Annotated in this window: 4 protein-coding genes; 1 reads left to right on the forward strand and 3 read right to left on the reverse strand. The window is 45.0% G+C overall.

Features of this window, described 5'->3' with window-relative positions; all coding sequences use genetic code 11:
• Positions 1-71: 71 nt before the first annotated feature.
• Both H6F68_RS28460 and H6F68_RS11540 read right to left on the reverse strand, forming a co-directional pair.
• The gene (locus H6F68_RS28460) at positions 72-410 is read right to left on the reverse strand and encodes a hypothetical protein (RefSeq protein WP_199300045.1); all 339 of its coding nucleotides are present in this window, start codon (positions 408-410) and stop codon (positions 72-74) included.
• Complete coding sequence (locus H6F68_RS11540) at positions 361-1,536, reverse strand: NB-ARC domain-containing protein (protein ID WP_199300046.1); 1,176 nt, start codon at positions 1,534-1,536, stop codon at positions 361-363. Before H6F68_RS11540 ends, H6F68_RS28460 begins: the two co-directional genes overlap by 50 nt.
• A gap of 136 nt (positions 1,537-1,672) precedes the next feature.
• Between H6F68_RS11540 and H6F68_RS11545 the strand changes: the two genes are divergently transcribed.
• Entirely contained in the window at positions 1,673-1,864 is a 192-nt protein-coding gene (locus H6F68_RS11545) for a hypothetical protein (RefSeq protein WP_190559140.1), read from the forward strand.
• A gap of 67 nt (positions 1,865-1,931) precedes the next feature.
• Here the strand turns inward: H6F68_RS11545 and H6F68_RS11550 are convergent, their stop codons facing one another.
• Positions 1,932-4,115 (reverse strand): NACHT domain-containing NTPase, encoded by a 2,184-nt coding sequence (locus H6F68_RS11550; RefSeq protein WP_206755518.1) that lies wholly within the window; start codon positions 4,113-4,115, stop codon positions 1,932-1,934.
• Positions 4,116-4,242: the final 127 nt, after the last annotated feature.

Here is a 4,242-nt window from a genome sequence, read left to right on the forward strand (position 1 = left end):
GGTTGCGACCGGATCTCGTTGCTCAAGCATAGGTCAGCTAGAATCACAGCTATTCCCAAGTTAATTTTTCCTCACCAAAGTAACAAAAGAAGGATTAAGTCTTCATCGCTAAACAGCTCAGAGTATCTCTCTGCCGCTTCTTTCAAATGCGGTATGGTAGGGGCTATTCCTGAAAGTGCTTCATAATCGAGCGTGTAGGGAATGTGATGAGCCAGTGCCACCATAAATTTTGCAAATGTTTGCTTGAGGTCATCTACCCAATCTGAGTGTTCAAGCTTTTCCCGAAGGAATTCTCGAATCAGTTCATGCAATCGGTATGTTTCCTCGCCTAAACATTGCAGCAAGTGCCACTCTACTAAATCAGTTCGGTCTTCTTGGAGTTCCCACAGTTCTTCCTCTGTTTCCATCATCGCTGCTAGGAGAAACCAGGGAATTGGAGCTTGAGCAAACAAAGCTCAGCAGACACCCTAGATATCTTGTAGGCTCGTCTAGCATGTCCCAAGTGAGTTCAAAAGCAGCCCCCACTCCCAACTCAGATGTCATATCAGTGTGAGAATGCTGTAGTGCTCTAGCTTGTAAGCGTTTTTCCTTCAAGTGAACCAACATTTCTGCTAAGGACAAGCCCAGCCTACGATCAAGATATCGACCAACTAGTTCTAGACCTAGGGGAAGGTAGCCTAACCAAGCGCACAACTCTTTTGCTGCCTCCGGCTCTACTTGAATCCGCTCTGCTTCTACTAACGATTCCAACAGTGTTAACGCTTTTGTCTCATCCAGTACATTCAGTTCTAATTTTTTGATTGACTTTCCCAACTGCAATCGTGTTGTAATCAGCACCTTGAACCGGTGATCGATTGGAGGCAGATAAGACTTGATCGCATCATAGTTATTGACATCATCTAACACTGCCAAAACTTGTCCTGGCTGCCAATGCATCCAGCAAAAACCAACTTGATCAGGTAGATTTAGATCTTCAGGAGGATTGAGTTGGAGGCGAGATCGCGCAAACTGTACAATTTGAGTTCCGATGTCTGCCCCTCTTGCCTGAATCCAACAGATTCCCCCTGAATAATCTTGTTTGTATTTAATCGCGTATTGTAGTGCCAGTTCTGTTTTGCCTACACCACCCATGCCTGCGATCACAGACACAGCTACCCGCTCATTTTCCTGAAGCTGCTGGTGCAGGGTTTCCAGTTCTCGCTCCCGCCCGACAATCTGCACTACGCCACTGCGAGGTAGGTTCTCAGGAATCCCAGTGGTGGGTGTAGGCAGTTGCTTTCGGACAACCTGAATTAATGCCTGAATCGCCTCATCATTCCACTCTACATAGAAGCGATCGCCAATCTGAATATCTTGTCCCTGCCCAATGTTGACGTTATACTTACCCAGTTGTCGGGCAATTTGGCGTTGTCGTAGCCCTTCCTGGGCAGCATCGTCCGCATTCAACATCTGGCGCAGAGCCGTCATGTCTGCCTCGGTTTGCTCACCGTTTTTAATCCGGTCAAGGATGGTACTCAGGTCATCGGGGAGGGGCATACTCTAGCCTAGTTTTGATTCAGCAGGCGGCAGTTCCATTTGACCCCATTCTATCCGGCTTACCAGTTCTCCCGTTTAGAGGGTTGAATGGGCATACTGGAATTAAGCAGAGCGCCCCTAAGTTAATCTCCACTACATGCCTAACCCTGATGAGTTGATAGCAATTCTTGATCGCATTCTCAATGGCAGCCGAGATGAGTCAGAAGTTGCCCAACTGCGGCAGAGGTTCAAAGTCAGTGGCACTACGCTGCAATTCGTCTCTCAGGATGGCAAGTTCAATACGAATATGGGGCAGATACAGGGGGGCGAGATTCACATTGGTGATTAAGAATTAAGTATTTCTGGAGCAGGTGTTACGCCGAGTATAACGCTAAGGGGGTAAGATTCTCTTTAGCTTACCAGCAAAGGAAATCTTTAAATGCTTCTACTTTAAATTCCTGTTCTAAATTACTTACGTCCCAACATTCCATTATTAAATCAATTTTATAAAAGTAAGTGTTGAGAACATTTTTCTGGGCTTCTGAAAGATGCCGATGCTCAGGATGAATACTTTCAAAGCGAATCATTAAGTCGTATAAAAGAGATATCCAAGTCTCGCCATTGCTCTTCCACCATTCTCGAACTGGTTCCGTAATAGCTTCTTGATAGATGGAATGTAAATCTGAAAGCTGATCAAAGTTATCAAAATAATATTTATCCAATTCTTCCGCACTTTTTTTATTTACATCTACAGCTAAATTAGATATTGTATTTTCATCTAACCTAGATATAAGTTCATTTGGTCTAAGACAAAGAGGATTTAAGTATTCCTCACTCGGTAGTAGTTCTACTAAGCTTTTCAATTCTTGTTTAAATCCAGGCATATTTCTATCTATATACTCATATAAGATAAAATCTTCATCAATCTCCTTATAAAAGTCTTTTAAATACCAGTGAATTTCTATTGAAAGGTGAAGGGGGCCATGTTTATCATTAGAAAACGTCAAGTCGATAGCATAATCTAAAGAGTAATAAAGCATATTATCAACTTCCATCATTGGAATTTTAGGTAAAGAATGATTAAATAAATGACTCAATTTATTCTCTGAATCAAACTTAAACTGTCTTGTATTCCTAAATAAAGCGATGTTTCTGTAAATATAGAAGAACCTAGTTTTGGCTATTGAGAGCGCATCAATGACATATTTTTTGGCAATCAGGTCTGACTTCTTATACGCAAATCCTATAATTTTTCTAATTTCAACCTCAGAGGCTAATTTTTTTTCAAAATTTTGATGTTTATATTGCATCAACTGCACAAACTTCTTTGAATCATTTAATGCTTGGCTTGTTAAAATAAAGACTTCTCTCCACCAGATTTTACTCATGTATTCAAGAAGATTATCTAGAGCATTTGACTGGATGTATAGCAATGACACTAAATATTCTTGAAATGTTAAATGTGAAAATGACCAAACCTTTTGAGACCTCTCAATCAACAACCCATGCTGCGATTCAATCGCCCTCAACACTGCCCGACTATCCCGCTGCTCAATCCCTAAAAATTCTGCAATGTAGCCCTCAATCTCCTCCTGCTCAAACAACACATACTGCGGCTGTTCAAACTTCTTCACCGCCAGATAGCTCAATAACTCCAGCTTGCGCTCCACCGACAAATCTCGATAAATCTCATCCCGCTCAATCGAGCGCGACTTGTCCCACTGTTCCAGCAGTAACTCCAACCCCTCTTCATAGAGCTTAGAACGCTTGGAGTAAAACTTCCCCGTCTGGTGAAACACCGCACAGGTCAAACTCAGCAAAATCGGCGTAATTGCTAACTCCCGAATCGGCTTATTTTCCTCCAAAAAGAGCAGCCCCAGAACCTCCTGCGCCTTCGCTAGTCCCACCGACTCATCCCCTATAACCGTCTTAAACCAATGCTGGGCAAACGCCCTTACCTGCGGCTCATCAAAATCCGCCACCTCCACATAATCAAACCGCTCAAACCGCGATTCCTGGCTCTGCGTTCGACACGTCACAATCACCAGCACCTGCGGATAGGCACGAGCAAACCGCTTGATTTCCTTCGTGATGTTCTTCCCATCCTCCCCCGTCACCTCATCCAACCCATCCAGCAGCACCAGCGCCCGACCTCGATTGAGTACCAACTGAGTTTCTGCATCCGATAACCGCCAGCACCGCTCTAGATAACGCTCCAGCGAATAGGCAACCTCACGCCCATCCTCCACAAACTCTCGCAGTTTAATCAACACGGGAATCCGGTGCGCTTGTAAAATCCCCCCATTGCACTGGGTCACCACCCGTTGCAAATACGTCGTCTTCCCCGAACCCGGTTTACCCACTACCATCAGGTTCGTATTCTTCGCCAGCACGTCCAACCCTGACACCCGTTGCCGCTCTTTGCCCAAGCCAATGCGATCCAAACTGCGATCGCTCGAATACCCGTGCATCACCGTCGTGAAGTCCTGCCACAGGTCATCCAGTTCCGACTTGCGGCTACTGCTCAGCTCCTCCAGGATATTGACATCCACAAACAACTCACCCAACGGCACCCAACGATCTACGCCCCAAAGCGGCATCGTGCCATGCAAAGATTGGATGTCATCGTGGAGGCGCGGTAGTGCATCAATCGACTGTGGGATTGATAAAGTAAAGAGAGTCCTTCCCTAGAAACCAGGTGATGCAGTGTCCTCTGTGCGGTCATGC

It is taken from the genome of Trichocoleus sp. FACHB-262, from assembly GCF_014696035.1.
Classification (GTDB): domain Bacteria; phylum Cyanobacteriota; class Cyanobacteriia; order FACHB-46; family FACHB-46; genus Trichocoleus.

Coding starts and splice junctions, on each gene's coding strand:
- H6F68_RS28460 (WP_199300045.1), bottom strand. CDS start 410: ATGATGGAAACAGAGGAAGAACTGTGGGAACTCCAAGAAGACCGAACT.
- H6F68_RS11540 (WP_199300046.1), bottom strand. CDS start 1,536: ATGCCCCTCCCCGATGACCTGAGTACCATCCTTGACCGGATTAAAAAC.
- H6F68_RS11545 (WP_190559140.1), top strand. CDS start 1,673: ATGCCTAACCCTGATGAGTTGATAGCAATTCTTGATCGCATTCTCAAT.
- H6F68_RS11550 (WP_206755518.1), bottom strand. CDS start 4,115: ATGCCGCTTTGGGGCGTAGATCGTTGGGTGCCGTTGGGTGAGTTGTTT.